This is a genomic window from Pedobacter alpinus (assembly GCF_042684645.1).
In the GTDB taxonomy this organism is placed as follows: Bacteria; Bacteroidota; Bacteroidia; order Sphingobacteriales; family Sphingobacteriaceae; genus Pseudopedobacter; species Pseudopedobacter alpinus.
The window spans coordinates 147244-163042 of the sequence record NZ_JBHULV010000023.1 but is presented as its reverse complement, the minus strand read 5'-3'; the positions used below and the strand labels follow the sequence as shown (position 1 = coordinate 163042).

The window sequence follows — 15799 nt, the reverse complement described above, 5'->3', positions numbered from 1 at the left end:
AACTGTAAATCAATTAGTTAATAATTCCGTTTTACGAAATCGGAAATTGTTCGGACAGATATGATTTAAAATAAATTAATATTTGAACTCAGGTTATAAACTTTATCATCTTAAAAGAGTACATAGAAAATCCCAAAAAATCTCCATTTCAACAACTAAAAAATAATAGATTTCATTTGATGCAGTATATTCCTATTTTTGATGCACAGTAATTTTATTTATAATGAGTAATTGGTTTAAGAAGAATGGTATCCATATAGGTATCATATTGTTTTTTTTGATATTGTGTTTCGTGTATTTCTCTCCAGCTTTCCAAGGAAAGGTTTTAATGCAAAGTGATGTGCAAAAAGCAGCGGCAACCCAAAGTGAAATTATGAAATATAATGAGCTTGACGGGAAAGCCCCACTTTGGACAAACAGTATGTTCGGCGGCATGCCTACTTACCAAATTTGGTTAAAATACCCAAGTAACATTACCACACATATTATTGATGGTATAAAAGCCTCTTTCCCAAACCCCGTTGATATTGTATTACTTTATTTAATAGGAACTTACTTTTTGTTAATTGTTTTAGGTTTAAGTCCTTGGTTAGCAGCAGTTGGTGCTTTGGCATTTGGTTTTTCCTCCTATAATTTCATATTTATTGAAGCGGGGCATAGCAACCAAGCAATGGCTATTGCATTTTTCCCTTCCATATTGGCGGGTATTTTTCTTACTCTAAAAGGCAAATATTGGTTAGGTGCAGCAGTTACTGGCTTATTTGTAGCTTTAGAAATTAGGTCAAACCATATCCAAATGACCTATTATCTTTTTATAGCCTTATTAATTTTAATGGGAATTGAGTGTTTTTATGCCTATAAAAATAAAACCCTGAATACTTTTGGTAAATCTGTTGGTGTACTTGTATTAAGTGCAATATTGGGTGTAGCTGTTAACGCTGGTACTTTATGGACAACTTATGAGTATGGGCAGTTTTCTACTCGTGGAAAATCAAACATCACTACAGATAATTTGCGACCTAACAATGGTTTAGATAAAGATTATGCTTTTCAATGGAGTCAGGGCGTTGGAGAAACATTTACCTTATTAATTCCAAACGCTTACGGTGGTGCTTCTCAGCCAATGTTAGATGCAGAATCTAACGTTGCCAAAGCCATTGTTGCTAAAGGAGCAGATATTAACCAAGCTACAGGTTTTGCTCAGCAAATGCCAGTTTATTGGGGGCCTAAGCCATTTACATCTGGTCCGTGGTATTTTGGGGCTTTTGTGTTGTTCTTATTTATTTTTGGATTATTTATAGTAAAAGGCAAGTTAAAATGGTGGTTATTAAGCGCAACTATTTTAAGCATTCTCTTAGCGTTTGGTAAAAACTTCAGTTTAGTATCCGATTTATTCTTCAATTATTTCCCACTATACAACAAATTCCGTTCGGTAGAATTTAATTTAGTTATTGCCAGTTTATGTGTCCCAATATTAGCTTGTATGGCTATTTTTGAAGCTACAAAACCTTCCGCAGATGTTAAAGATGTTGTGAAGAAACTAAAAACTAGTGCATATATTGTTTTAGGTATATTGGTAGCTTTATTAGCAATACCATCCGTATTATTTAGTTTCAAAGCAGATAACCACCAAGAATTTTTAACTCAATTAAACCAGATTGCTGGCGGTGACAATAGTTTTGGTCAAAGCATTGCTTCTGCATTAATTGAAGACAGAATTTCGTTATTTAGGGCTGATGCTCTTCGCTCTATTTTATTCATAGTTGTAGGGATAGGCGTTTTATGGGCATTAATTAATAAAAAAATAGCTCAGCCTTTAGGCTTAATTATTATTGGTTTAGTAGTGCTTACAGATTTATGGTCATTAGATAAACGTTATTTAAATGACGAAAAGTTTGTTGCTAAAGCCATTATGAACCAACAAGCTAAGCCACGTGAAGTTGATGAGTTTATTTTAAGAGATAGAGATCCTCATTTTAGAGTTTTAGATTTAAGCATTTCAACTTTTCAAAGTGCAGATGCTTCTGCTTTTCATAAAACAATTGGGGGTTACCACGCTGCAAAATTAAAACGCTTTCAAGAAGTTGTTGATAAGCAATTTACAGGTAGTTTAAACCAAGATGTTTTGGATATGATGAACACCAAATATTTTATCACTACTGGTAAAGATGGACAAAGTGCAAGCATGCAATCTAACGGAACAGCAACGGGCAATGCTTGGTTTGTTAACGCTATTCAATATGCAAAAAACAACGATGAGGAGATGAATGGCATTAGCTCTTTTGACCCTATAAAAGAAGCGATTGTACACGAAGAATTTAAACCTTTAATAGAGGGCGAAAAAGTAGGTGTTGCAACAAATGGGAGTATCAAACTAACAAGTTATCATCCAGATTTAATGAAATATGAATATACCGCAGATAAAAATGTGGTAGCTGTGTTTTCGGAAATTTGGTACCCAAAAGGATGGAATTTATACGTTGACGGCGAACCTAAGTCATATTTTAGAGCTAACTATCTGTTAAGAGCGGCAGTTTTACCTGTCGGAAATCATAAAATAGAATGGAAATTTGAACCAACTTCGTATTTTTTAGGAGAAAATATTTCGTTATTTGGATCTATTCTCTTATCTTTAATTTTAATAATAGCAATCTACCGCGAGATTGCTCGTAAGCAACCAGCTTAAACTAACCAGTAATAAGAGAAAATCCCGATTCAAAAAGATCGGGATTTTCTATTTTATAACCTTTTTTAACACTAAATTAATCGTTGGTTTTATTGTACTTCAAAAAATAAAACGCCAATCTAAATCCTATAATAATATGGTTGTAAGCGTTTGGCAAAACACCATAATATTTACTAAATATTTGAAAACGTTCTTTTAAACTTTGTAAATGCTTTTGTTTAGAAAGCCCACCAATTAAATACTTTGCTACATAAATATTAACGTTCACAATTAATTTTGCTTTCCTAATAGCTGCTAAAATCCAATCAATATCTGCACTAAGCTGGTAATTTAAGTTGTAGGGCTTTACAATTTCTCTTTTTATGTAAATAGCTTGGTGGCTCACACTCATGCCATACTTAAAACTACTTAAATTAAGATTTTTTGGAGTTTTATGCCTCCGTTGTCCTTGGCTTTCCAATTGCTCATTAATCATTTCGGTTTCGCCATAGTAAATATCGGCAAAAGGGGGTTTGTTAAAAATTTCACTTACCGTATCATGGCTATAAATTTCATCTCCAGAATTCATAAAAAGCACATAATCTCCAGTTGCTAATGCTAGACCCTTATTCATCGCATCATAAATACCCTTATCTTTTTCACTTTTTAAAACAGAAATTTTTGAAGCATATCTTTCTACCACAGCCAATGTGCCGTCATTACTTCCTCCATCAATAATAATATATTCTATCTCAGAATAAGTTTGATTGATCACAGACAAAATAGTGCGTTCAATATGTTGTACATTGTTATACACTACTGTAATTACAGATAATAAAGGTTTAAATGTTTTATCCATAAAAATCTTAAATTTTAAATTGATTGAGATACCAATATTTCACCCCAAGCTTTAAATCTTCTAACCTCCACTTCAAACCCTTTCCAATAATTGCTTATAAAGTTCAATATGTTTTTTGGATATGATGTCTTCAGCAAACTCACGCATTACTTTATCTCTGGCATTTTTGTTTAACTCACTTCTATTATGATGGTTATAAATCCACTCTAGCCCTTTCATAAAATCTTCAGCATCTTTATATTTTGCTAAATATCCGTTAATCTTGTGCTCTACCATATCCGGAATTCCGCCGGTAGTAAAAGAAATTACTGGAGTGCCACAGGCTAAACTTTCCATTACTGTGTTTGGTAAGTTATCATCTAAAGAAGTAGTTAAAAAAGCGTCTGCTGATGCATAAGCTTGGGCTAACAATTCATCGTTATTAATAGTTCCCAAAAATTGTACAGGAATTTTAAATGGGGGAGGAGACTGGCTATTTCTATTCCCAAAAACAATTAAAGTAACCTTATCTTTTAAGTTTGGGTGCTTTGCAATCCATAAATCAATTGCTTCAATTAAATAAGAAGTGCCTTTATGAGCATCTTTTTTAGACGGCATAAATCCCGTTAGTAAAATAAAACCATCAACTTTTAAGTTCAATTTTTCACGAGCAATTTTTTTATCAATAGGCTTAAAAATATTTGTTTCTAAGGTGTTGGGTATGGTTTTAATAAATCTGTTTTTTAATAAACCACTGTTTTTCGCAGCATTAGCCAGCCAATTACTCGGGCTAATAAAACTTGGTTTTAAAGTTTGGTAGGCATTATTTTTTTTCTCCCAAATTTTATGAGAGATATCATCACTTTCTGCATCTTTTAATAGTGGGCAAAACCCGCAAGATGTTTTATAGTTTTGGCAATCAAACCTTACATGGCAACCTCCAGTAAAAGTATTGCTGTCATGCATTGTCCATATAATAGGTTTATTTAGTAAGGACAATTTGGCTAAAGCCGATGGATTTAAAAACCCATGATTAATCCAATGTAAATGAATTATATCTGCACTTTGCAGTGCAGGGTGTTGGTGAATGTCTTTCCCAAAAAACGAAAGCGAAAAAGGTACTTTTAAATCTTTTTCATAAAACCTTGGCAAATAGCGTTCGGCTAAAATATTTATGGTAGCAAGAAATTTTCCAATTAAACTAGGGTATAAAGCTTGTATATCTTCTCTTTTGCCTAACTTAATAAAGGTGTATAACTGACTGTCAATGCCGGCTTGTTTTAAAGCAGTATTTAGTCTATAGCTTGCCCTGCCAGCCCCGCCATTTCCATCATAAGTGTTTAAATGTATAACTTTCATTTGCTGTAAAAATACAATTCTTTGAGTTCTTTTTCTTTTCTTTGCATTAAGCTTATGGCAAACGAATTAACCGACAGACTTTTTTGGAAAAATTATTGGGAAAGTAAAAAAGACCTCATCTTTGTAATCCCAGAAAAATATGTTTTTAAAGAAATTTTCGACAGGTTATTTAAAGAACAAAAAATAAATTCTGTGATAGAACTGGGCGGTTTTCCTGGTTATTACGCCACTTTTCTGAAAAAGTTTTACCAAACAAATACCACGCTATTAGATTATTTTGTTTATCCAGAATTAACCCAAAAACTACTTCAAAAAAATGGTTTAGCAGAAAAAGATGTTGCTATTATCGAGGCAGATTTATTTAGCCATCAGCCAGTTCAAAAATATGACTTGGTACTTTCTTGCGGTTTAATAGAACATTTTGAAAGCACTAAATCCATAATAACACAGCATTTATTGTATTTAAATGATGGCGGAAAGCTTTTGATTACACTGCCAAATTTTAAAGGAGTAAACGGTTTTGTGCAAAAAACATTTGATTTAGAGAATTACAACAAGCATAATATTGGCAGCATGAACATTCAACTATTAGTTACTATAGCTAAAGATTTGGGCTTAAAAAATGTAAATGCTTATTATTTTGGTGGTTTTAGTGTATGGTTAGAAAACAAACAGCAAAAATCTACATTTACAAAAGCTTTTGTAAAAACAATTTGGTATGCCGGAAAATTATTGACTAAGCCTTTTGGTTACCAAAGTAGGTTGTTTTCACCATATATAGTTTTAGAAGCAACAAAATAAATTACCAATTATAATATTATTTACTACTTTTACAAAGGGTAGTCTTTTTACAGTTTAATAGCGCATATATCACGCTGCTATAATTTTATGTATTTAATTTTCTTTAATGATGCAAACTGTACCGAGCAAACAAAGATTACTATCCTTAGATTTTTTTAGGGGATTAACCGTAGCCGCCATGATATTGGTGAACAATCCTGGTGATTGGAGCCATATTTATGCACCATTTGCACATGCGGCCTGGAATAGTTGTACACCAACTGATTTAATATTTCCCTTTTTCTTATTTATTGTTGGTGTTTCAATAGTGTTTGCAATGAGTTCGGCAAAACAAGATTCCAATAATCATCCCAAACTTATTAAAAGCATTTTAAAACGTAGTTTAACTTTGTTTGTTTTAGGACTTTTGCTTTCTCTTTTTCCTTTTTTCAATTTCGCTGAGGTTCGTATTCCAGGTGTTTTGCAGCGCATAGCCATAGTTTATTTAATTTCTGGCTTATTGTTTATAAAAGTTGATTCAAAAGCACTTTTCAGAATATTTATAGTAATACTATTATCGTACTGGTTAATAATGACTTTTGTTCCCGTTCCCGGATTTGGGCCAGCTAATTTAGGCAAAGAAACAAATTTAGGAGCCTGGCTTGATAGGTTGATTTTTACGGAGGCTCATGTATGGAAATCTGCTAAAACTTGGGATCCGGAAGGCTTGTTAACCACATTACCAGCAATTGCTACAGGTTTATTTGGCGTTTTAATAGGTCTTGTTTTAAAATCCAATCTTAAAACGCAGGAAACAAAAGTAGCTTGGTTATTTACTTATGGTTTTATAGCATTTTTATTAGGATTGTTTTGGGATACATTTTTCCCTATAAATAAATCTTTATGGACGAGTTCTTATGTGCTTTACACAGGAGGCTTAGCAAGTATGGTTTTAGGTTTATGTTATTGGATAATTGATGTTCAAGGTTTTACAAAGTTTACTAAACCGTTTGTAGTTTATGGTGTAAATGCAATTACTGTTTTTTTCGCATCAGGCATTATTGCTAGGTCCATGAGTTTAATAAAAATAACAGTTAACGGCGATTTGGTTTCTTTAAAACAGTATTTATATCAAACTTTTTTTACACCCTATCTTTCTTCTTATGACGCTTCTTTGGCTGGCGCTATCACTTTTGTGTTGATATGGTATCTGGTGCTTTGGATGATGTATCGAAAGAATATCATTATTAAAGTGTAATATTGCTTTTTAAAGCAGATAAAGAGTGTAATTGCACTCTTTATCAGTTAATATGTTAATTCTCAATTTCAAAACTTTAGATGCTTAAAAATTTTGGTGTTGCATTTTCAGTTTTCAAGAAAAATTAAAAAGTAACGTAACTCTCCACTTCTTCATTTTTATCATAACGTTCATTATACTCTTTTTGCCTTTCAATAGCTTCATCTGTTTTTTTACAAACAAAGCCATCTTTGGTTACGGTAACCTTTATGTACTCGCTGGTAGCACCATCTATACATTCGTTCATTTGGTAACGCAAAAACTTATTTGCCAAATTCCTCTCAATCAATAAAGTACTGTTTGCCGGTATTTGTAATTTGATTTCTACTTTCTGACTTCTCCATAAACCAAATCCTTTTAAAGCAGATTGCCAATCAAAAGTTAAAACAGAATCTTTTTGTTGGTAATAGTAATCAATATTGTAAGCGTTTTCTAAAGCAGTATTAAAGTTTTTCCCTCTAGCAGAAAAGGTTTTAACCAAAGTAGGTGTAGTATTTTCTGATACCTTTAATGTTAACTCCACATTGTTTGGAGTGTCAAAATCCCTATCATTGCCGGTAATAGTAATTATTCTATCGGTATTTCCATCTTTTGAGATTTTTTCTTGTATGGTTCTTTCTTGTCCGCTTTTTAGTATATACGTATTGTTAGCATTAGTTTTAAGATTTACAGATTCGCTATAACTTGCTTCTTCTTTAAATTCAGTAGCATTTTTAGCAATACAAAATGTACCAACGGCTAAAGCTAAAATCCATGTCATCAATAAGCTAAAACTTACAGTTTTTGTAATTGTTCTATTGTTAAACAATACCCTTAAGCCAAAAAATAAAACACTTAATAAGGGAATAAAAATCACCAAAAAAGCACAAATATATAATGCAGGTCTTAATTCGGGTATAACAATATTAAGTGGAAAAATGGTAGCAACATCTGTGTTGCCTGCATAGCCAAGAAATACTAGCAACATTATGAATGCAGTAATTATAAGTATGCTAATTACAATAATCACAAATACGCCAAATATTTTCAAAATTATTTTGCCAGTTTTGCCCAAAAAATTGGCTAAGCCTAAAATAATTGTTCTTATAAAACCACCTATATTACCAATGGCGGGGATATTTTTTTTTGCAGTGTTAAAATTTAACTTCACCGCTTCAAGTTCATCCTCAATGTTTTTCTGAAACGCTTGTAGATTTATTTTTTCCCCTTTCATTTCCATTCTTTCTGTTCTGGTTTTTGCTTGTGGCATCACAATCCATAGCAATAGGTAAGGCAGTAATCCAAACCCAAAAAATAGAAACAATACCACAAAAGCTATTCTTATCCATTTAGCTTCAACATCAAAGTAATGAGCAATGCCAGAGCAAACACCTCCAATTATTCTATCTTCGGTATCTCTAAATAATTTCTTTGAAAAATTAGTTTCCTCAACAATTGATTTAAAGTTCTCTTCTTCCTCGGTTTCAAAATCAGAAGCCTTGCCCATTTTTGTAATGATAAGCTCAACATCAGTCTCAATAATTACTTGTTTATTGTTGTTTAGTAAAACCTCAGAAAGCATTTCTGCAATTCTATTTTCTATATCATTGATAATTTCTAAATTATCTTGATAATTGGAAAAGTGAGTTTTAATTTCAACAATGTATTTTTTAAGCATTTCGTAAGCATCTTCTTCAATATGAAAAATAACGCCACTTATATTAATGATGATGGTTTTGTTCATGATGATTAGTTTTTTGTTGATGAATCTCTTTTGTTTATACTAGATTGTACTGCGAAAGCGAGGTCTTGCCATGTTTGGTCAAGCTGTAATAAAGCTTCCTTTCCAGTTTCTGATAGTTGGTAATATTTTCTGGGTGGGCCAGATGTAGATTCTTGCCAATTATAAACTAATAGGCCGTTATTTTTCAATCTTGTGAGTAATGGGTAAAGCGTACCTTCAACCACAAGCAATTTAGCTGCTTTTAATTCTCCAATAATATCAGACGCATAAGTTTCGCCTCTTGATATTATAGTGAGGATGCAGTATTCTAAAATACCTTTCCTCATTTGTGTTTGAGTGTTATCGATTATCATAATACAAAGATATATGTATTATTTGGTATTATGTAATACATAGTACTAATTATTTTGAAAAATTTTCCTCAATAAAGATTTAGTGAAGTTTTAATTAAAATCTTATTATGCTTGCATAGTAAAATAGTTTAAATTATTAATTTTATAATTAAAAGCATGTAATTTTGCGTTTATATTAAATTGTAACCAGTTTATTACATAAATATTTAATTTAATATCCAGATTACTTGTAAAATAATTAATTAGTTGATAATGAGTTTATTATGTTTTTATGTTAAAATTTGTTAAAAAAAAATTTGTTTTTAACATAAAGTATAACTTATATTTAAAGTTAATTAACACTATTTACTAACTAACTTTATTAAAATTGTATGAAAAAACTTATACAAAGTTTATTCATCTTGTTGCTCGTAATATCAACAGCGATTGCGCAAGACAAAACAGTTACAGGAACTGTAACTTCGAAAGATGATGGCGCTCCACTTCCAGGAGTAAGTGTTGAAGTTAAAGGCACAAAAATTGCTACACAAACCTCATTGGATGGTAAATATTCCATCAACATGCCAAGTGGCTCTACACAGCTGGTTTTTAGTTACATTGGTTTTATTAGTAAAACCGTAACGGTATCTGGAAGAACGGCAAACGTTTCTATGGATACAGATAATAAGCAACTTTCAGAAGTTGTAGTAGTAGCCTACGGAACATCAAAGAAGGAAGCAATTACTGGTTCTGTTGCAACTTTAGGAGCTACAGCTATTGAAAACAGAGTGGTTACTAATATTACCAATATTTTGCAGGGTCTAGCTCCAGGTATTCAGGTTAACGGCGCCAGCGGTCAACCAGGTAACAGTGCTGCGGTTAGAATTAGAGGTTTTGGCTCAATATCTGCCTCAAATTCGCCATTGTATGTTTTAGACGGATCTGTTTATGATGGTAATATTGGCGATATTAATCCGAATGATATTGAAACGGTTTCTTTATTAAAGGACGCTTCATCATCAGCACTTTATGGTGCAAGAGGTGCAAATGGAGTAATTATTATTACTACAAAAAAAGGAAAATTAGGTGAACCACAGTTAAGTTTAAATTTAAATCAAGGTTTTTCTGAAAGAGGAATACCAGAGTATGATAGAGTTGGAACTTTAGATTATTACCCTGCTGCATGGCAAGCTTTAAGAAATAGTTTAGTTTATCCTAGGTCTGGTACTGGTGCAACACCTGCTGCTGCAGCTACTTCGGCATCTAATACAATACAAGGTAATTTACTTTACAATCCGTTTAATGTACCCAACAATCAGATTGTTGGTACAGACGGAAGGCTAAATCCTAATGCTTCATTGCTTTACAATGATTTTGATTGGTATGCCCCACTTCAACGTACTAGCTCAAGAACAGATTTGAATTCAAGCATAAGCGGAAGAACCGGAAAATCTGATTATTACATTTCTCTCGGTTATTTAGATGATAAGGGATTTATTGAAAGAACGGACTTTAGAAGATTGACAGGTAGAATTAATGTTAACTCTCAGGTTAAAAGTTGGTTAAAAACAGGTTTAAATTTAGGTTCAAATTTATCTGATGGCAATTTAGCCGCAACAGGTGCTTCAAGTTTTGTAAACGTATTTAATTTTGCAAGAGGTATTGCTCCAATTTATCCAGTAAGAGCTTATGATGCAACAGGAGCTCCCATTATTGACCCTGCCACAGGGCAGCAGTTTTACGATTATGGGGAACATCCTGGTGCGATTAACCGTCCGTCTGGTGGTGCAGCCAGTGGCAGAAATATTGTTTACGAAACGTTACTTAATGATATTGTTAATAGAAGGGTTGCCTTAAACGCTAGAACGTATGCTGAAATCAAATTTTTAAAAGATTTCACTTTCAGACCTTCATTTAGCATAGATATGAGAAATGCGTTTAATGATGAATTTAGAAATCCTATAGTTGGTGATGGAGCTGGTTTTAACGGATTAGCAACAAGAAGCTCTTCTTTAACTAAATCATATACTTTAAATCAAATACTTTCTTACACTAAGAACATTCAAAAACATAATTTTGATGTTTTAGTAGGACATGAAAATTATGACCTTGAATTTACTAGTAATAATTCATCTAAAGTGAATCAAATATTAGCAGGTAATACTCAGTTAGCAAATTTCGTAACACCTCAAAGTGCTGGTGGTTCACAGGATGTTTATAGAATTGAATCTTATTTTAGTAAGGCTAGTTATAATTATGATGAAAAATACTTCTTCGATGCGTCTCTGAGAAGGGATGGATCTTCTAGGTTTTCTACAAAATCTAGGTATGGGACATTTTATTCTTTAGGTGGTTCTTGGTCAATAAGTAAAGAAAACTTTATGAAAGATGTTTCCTGGGTTAATGACTTAAGATTAAAGGCTTCTTATGGAGAAGTAGGTAATGATGCTCTATTAGATGGAAATGGAAATAACTCTTATTATAACTATCAAGCTTTTTATGATTTAGGCTGGAATAATGGTAATCAACCAGGTATTTTGTTAGCAACTGCTGCAACTCCAGAATTAAAATGGGAAACTGTTAATACGTTAAATATTGGAGTAGCATTTTCTTTGCTTGATAATAGATTAACTGGAGAGCTAGAAGTTTTTAATAGAGGATCAAGAGATTTACTTTTTGCTGTTCCACAACCGCTCTCTGACCCAGTTACTACGATTAGAAAAAACGTAGGTACTATGACTAATAAAGGTATTGAACTTCAGTTGGGTGGTGATATCATTAGAACCCAAAACTTTAATTGGAATTTATTAACCAACTGGTCAGTATTTAAAAATGAAATAACAAAACTACCAGAAGAAACTCCAACTATTGTAACAGGAACTAAAAGATACGAAAAAGGTCAGGATATTTATCAATTCTGGCTTAGACAATACGCCGGTGTTGACCCTGCTGATGGAACTGCACTTTATGTACCGCAAGAAGGACAGACTACAGGTTTAAGGACTGTTGAAGGCGTAGATTATGTTATAGATGCAAATAATGCGAAGTTCGCTTATAGTGGAAGCGCAATCCCTGATTTGTTTGGTGCTTTTACTAATACGTTCAGATATAAAGATTTACAATTATCTTTTTTGGTTAATTATCAAATTGGAGGTAAGTTTTATGATAGTGTTTACCAAGGTTTAATGGGATTCAATTATGGGTCTGCTTTACATGCTGATATTTTAAATTCTTGGACAGAAACTAATACTCAGTCTCAAATACCACGTTTAGATGCTGCAAGTACAACCTTCCATAATGCAACATCAAGTAGATGGTTGGTAGATGCTTCTTACATTAGTTTAACTAATGTGAACTTATCATACAACTTACCTAAGAAGCTAATTTCAAAAGTTGATTTAAGGGGCGCAAGATTATTTATGTCGGGTGAAAATTTAGGTTTAATTTCTTACAGAAAAGGCTTAAGTCCAATCGAGTCATTTAATGGATTAAATGGAAATACTTTTTTACCTAGTAGAGTATTAAGTTTTGGTTTAGGTATTAATCTTTAAAAAATATAAAAATGAAAAATAGAATTATATATCTTACACTTAGCATATTTTTGTTGAGTGCTGTAAGTTGTAAAAAGGATTATTTAGAAACAGCACCTACAGATTCTGTTGATAATTCTGCTGTGTTTACAACAACCGAGAATGCTGATGTTGCACTGAATGGCATTCTTAGGTACATGTTTGAAAGAAATGGTGCTCAAAATAGACCTGGAGTTGGTGGAATATTATTAAATTTTGAATTTTTAGGTGAAGATTTACATATTTCATCTTCAAATTGGTTTTCTTCTGAAGGTTCATACATAAGACACAGATCTGTAACCAACAGCATGTTAGTTTATTCTTATCGTCAGTTTTATAGAATGATTGGTAATGCCAATTATATTATTGATAATATAGATAATGCTTCAGGTAGTGATGCTGATAAGAGAAGAATTAAAGCAGAAGCTCTAACAATTAGAGCATACAGTCACTTTTATTTAGTGCAAATGTTTGGTAAAAGGTACGACGCAACTACAAAACCAAATACGCAATTAGGTGTTCCAATATTGATACAATCTTTGGATACTAATAAACCAAGAGCTACAGTTGAAGAAGTATATACACAAATTGTAACGGATCTGGAAGATGCAATCGCATTAAATGTTACAACTAGATTTAATCAGTCACATGTAAATCTAAATGTGGCCAAAGGCCTAAGAGCTAGAGTTGCTTTAGTTATGCAGGACTATCCAAATGCGATTAAGTTCTCGAAAGAAGTAATTGATAGTAATGCATTTCCATTAATGTCGGTTGCAGCATATCAAACTGGATTTAATGATGTAACTCAGATTTCTGAGATGATGTGGGCCTCTATGCCGATTGCAGACCAAGCAGACCAATTTGGTTCATTTTTTTCTCAAATTGCATTTGATGCAAATACATCGTTTCAGAGAGGTAACCCAAAAAGAATTAATTCTGCACTATATGACTTGATTCCTGCGGATGATGTAAGGAAGAAAATGTGGGAACCAACACCTAATTCAACTAATTTTCCATTACCGACTACTGCCTTTGCAAGACAACCTTATATGAGCAGAAAATTTGCAATTAAAGTTAAAGGTGCCCCAACATTTGGTGATGTGCCTTTAATGCGTTCATCAGAAATGTATTTAATTTTGGCAGAGGCTTATGCAAAAACTCCTGGTCAAGAAACTTTAGCAAAAACTACTTTGCAAACTCTTAATTTAAGAAGAAATCCTAGTTCTGTACTTTCTTTAAATACAGGTCAAGCTCTTATTAATGAGATTTTGGTTTACAGACGTGTGGAGCTTTGGGGTGAAGGTTTTAGATTTTTGGATTTGAAAAGGTTGAACTTACCTCTTGATAGAACCGCTGTCCCTAATTTGAGCGCAACTGCACTAGCAGCGCTATCAAATACTTCGTTTGTACCTGCTGGAGATGAGAGATGGCAGTTTTTAATCCCTCAAGATGAGATTGATGCTAACAGTGCTATTGATGCCAGTCAGCAAAATCCATAGATTATGCTTAAATAGAATATTTTTTAGAGTAATTAATACTTAATAAGCATAATTTTTAAGGTTATTAGAAAAGGCTGCCCTAAAAGCAGCCTTTTTTTGTAATTTATATTTTGCATGTAGCTACTCTATCATTTTCCCTATCTTTGCTTTTTCAAAAAACTCCCCCTTTTAAATGAAGCAAAAATTTTTAATTCTAAGTTTATCCCTTTTAACATTTTTTAAAATATCATTTTCCCAACCTCCAAAAAGAGAATTTAGAGGTGTTTGGGTGGCAACTGTGGTTAACATAGATTGGCCAAGTAAGGCGGGTTTAACCACCCAACAACAAAAGGATGAACTGATAAAACTGTTAGATGCGCATGAAAAACAAGGAATAAACGCCATCATGTTTCAAATTAGACCGGCTACTGATGCTTTTTATGCAAAAGGAACTGAGCTATGGTCGCAATATTTAACTGGTAAACAAGGGCAAGCCCCAAATCCTTTTTACGATCCCTTAGAGTTTGCAATTATAGAATGTCATAAAAGAGGGATGGAGCTACATGCTTGGTTTAATCCATACAGAGCAACATTTGATGGTAAGGAGGAAAACATTGCTCCAAATCATATCACCAAAACTAAACCTAGTTGGTTTTTTAAATACGATGGTAAAAAACTCTTTAACCCAGGTTTACCAGAAGTTAGAGCCTATATAACCCAAACTATATTAAACGTAGTTGATAATTACGATATAGATGGTGTTCATTTTGATGATTACTTTTACCCTTATGCTATTAAAGGTCAGTTTATTGATGACCAAGCTGCATTTTTGGCTCACAACAACGGCATTAAAGATATTAAGGACTGGAGAAGATATAACGTTGACGAATTAATTAAGACAATAAACGATAGTGTACATGCACACAAAAGCTATGTAAAATTTGGAATAAGCCCTTTTGGAATATGGAAAAATAAAAGTCAGGATGTAGAAGGGTCTAAAACCGCAGGTGGCGATTCATACTATGGACTTTATGCCGATTCTAGAAAATGGGTTAAAGAAGGTTGGGTAGATTATATCAATCCACAAATTTATTGGTCTTTTGAAACTAAGGCGGCTCCTTATGCAAACCTAGTAGATTGGTGGAGTGAAAATACTTATGGCAGACATTTATATATTGGCCAAGCGCCATACAGGGTAAATGCAACAAAAGATTTAAGTTGGAGAAACCCAAAGCAAATTGGAAGACAAATTCAGTATAACAGAGCAAATGCAAGGGTACAAGGAAGCGTTTTTTTTAGTTCAAAATCTTTAACACGTAACCCTTTGGGTGTTTCAGATACTTTAAAGCAGAATTATTATAAATATCCTGCTCTGCCGCCATTAATGATTTGGTTAGACTCTGTTGCGCCCAATAAGCCACAAAATTTATTAGGTATTGAAGGTAAGGATGGTGTTTTGTTAAGTTGGAAATTGCCCGAAGTAGATAATACTGGCGAAAAAGCTTATGGATTTGTAGTTTATAGGTTTGAAGGTAATCAACCTGTTGATGTGTCTGATGTGACAGCGATTAAAAAAATATATTACGGAGACATTACTTCGTGGGAAGATACCACAGTTGAGCATGGTAAATTATATACTTATGTTGTAACCGCTTTAGACAGGGTAAAAAATGAAAGTGAAACTTCTGTTGCTTTTAAAACGACTATAAAAAAGCCTAAAAACAGGTAAAAAATATTTTATTTTTGACTAAATGTTCA

10 protein-coding genes are annotated in these 15799 nt (G+C 32.9%); 6 read left to right on the top strand and 4 right to left on the bottom strand.

The window, feature by feature from the left end:
• The first annotated feature begins 223 nt into the window (after positions 1-223).
• Positions 224-2686, top strand: a complete 2463-nt coding sequence (locus ACFSSE_RS07800) for a hypothetical protein (RefSeq protein ID WP_379043284.1) — start codon at positions 224-226, stop codon at positions 2684-2686.
• Between the two features lie 76 nt (positions 2687-2762).
• On the opposite strand, the gene ACFSSE_RS07795 is transcribed toward ACFSSE_RS07800, so the two are convergent.
• Together ACFSSE_RS07795 and ACFSSE_RS07790 are read right to left on the bottom strand one after the other, a co-directional pair.
• The gene (locus ACFSSE_RS07795; RefSeq protein ID WP_379043282.1) at positions 2763-3524 is read right to left on the bottom strand and encodes a glycosyltransferase family 2 protein; all 762 of its coding nucleotides are present in this window, start codon (positions 3522-3524) and stop codon (positions 2763-2765) included.
• Positions 3525-3596: 72 nt separating this feature from the next.
• Positions 3597-4862, bottom strand: a complete 1266-nt coding sequence (locus ACFSSE_RS07790) for a glycosyltransferase family 4 protein (protein ID WP_379043279.1) — start codon at positions 4860-4862, stop codon at positions 3597-3599.
• 54 nt (positions 4863-4916) lie between these two features.
• Between ACFSSE_RS07790 and ACFSSE_RS07785 the strand changes: the two genes are divergently transcribed.
• Positions 4917-5663: a class I SAM-dependent methyltransferase gene (locus ACFSSE_RS07785; protein ID WP_379043276.1), complete on the top strand. Its 747-nt coding sequence runs from the start codon at positions 4917-4919 to the stop codon at positions 5661-5663.
• Between the two features lie 106 nt (positions 5664-5769).
• On the top strand, positions 5770-6900 hold the full coding sequence (locus ACFSSE_RS07780; protein ID WP_379043273.1) for an acyltransferase family protein: 1131 nt from the start codon (positions 5770-5772) through the stop codon (positions 6898-6900).
• 124 nt (positions 6901-7024) lie between these two features.
• Here ACFSSE_RS07780 and ACFSSE_RS07775 read toward each other — a convergent pair whose 3' ends face one another.
• A complete protein-coding gene (locus ACFSSE_RS07775) occupies positions 7025-8662 on the bottom strand; it encodes a PspC domain-containing protein (RefSeq protein ID WP_379043270.1) in 1638 nt (545 codons plus the stop codon).
• Positions 8663-8667: 5 nt separating this feature from the next.
• Positions 8668-9015, bottom strand: a complete 348-nt coding sequence (locus ACFSSE_RS07770; RefSeq protein WP_379043267.1) for a PadR family transcriptional regulator — start codon at positions 9013-9015, stop codon at positions 8668-8670.
• 371 nt (positions 9016-9386) lie between these two features.
• Between ACFSSE_RS07770 and ACFSSE_RS07765 the strand changes: the two genes are divergently transcribed.
• The 3 genes from ACFSSE_RS07765 to ACFSSE_RS07755 all read left to right on the top strand — a co-directional run bounded on the left by ACFSSE_RS07765 (position 9387) and on the right by ACFSSE_RS07755 (position 15770).
• On the top strand, positions 9387-12545 hold the full coding sequence (locus tag ACFSSE_RS07765; protein ID WP_379043264.1) for a SusC/RagA family TonB-linked outer membrane protein: 3159 nt from the start codon (positions 9387-9389) through the stop codon (positions 12543-12545).
• 11 nt (positions 12546-12556) lie between these two features.
• Entirely contained in the window at positions 12557-14062 is a 1506-nt protein-coding gene (locus ACFSSE_RS07760) for a RagB/SusD family nutrient uptake outer membrane protein (RefSeq protein ID WP_379043261.1), read from the top strand.
• A gap of 172 nt (positions 14063-14234) precedes the next feature.
• Complete coding sequence (locus ACFSSE_RS07755; protein ID WP_379043258.1) at positions 14235-15770, top strand: glycoside hydrolase family 10 protein; 1536 nt, start codon at positions 14235-14237, stop codon at positions 15768-15770.
• The last annotated feature ends 29 nt before the right edge of the window (positions 15771-15799 follow it).